Source organism: Tamlana crocina (assembly GCF_012037625.1).
On record NZ_JAAVJS010000898.1, the window covers coordinates 1 to 279 of the forward strand.

The 279-nt window shown below is 43.7% G+C and carries 1 pseudogene; it reads right to left on the bottom strand.

Annotated elements, in window-relative coordinates:
• Positions 1-279: pseudogene (locus tag HC176_RS19435) on the bottom strand (hypothetical protein); the annotation flags it as partial.

Sequence of the window (279 nt, forward strand, 5' to 3'; positions counted from 1 at the left end):
ATCTCTTCGGGCGACAAGTACAGCCTCGAAATTCTCTCCTTGTAATGGTCAGACAAATGTGAGTGATTTAAAATAAAATCCTTGGTGGCAAGAATATAATCTCCCATTCCGCTGTGTACGGCATAAGTATCAGCGGCACGTTCGGCTTCCTTAATATATTTTTCGGAGGTGACATATCTCAAACCAAAGATCACAAGGCCCATTGCCGATTTTTCCCTGTAGTCCATAATATGCCCCAGTTCATGCCCAAGCCAGCCAATAAGTACTTCTGAAGGCACT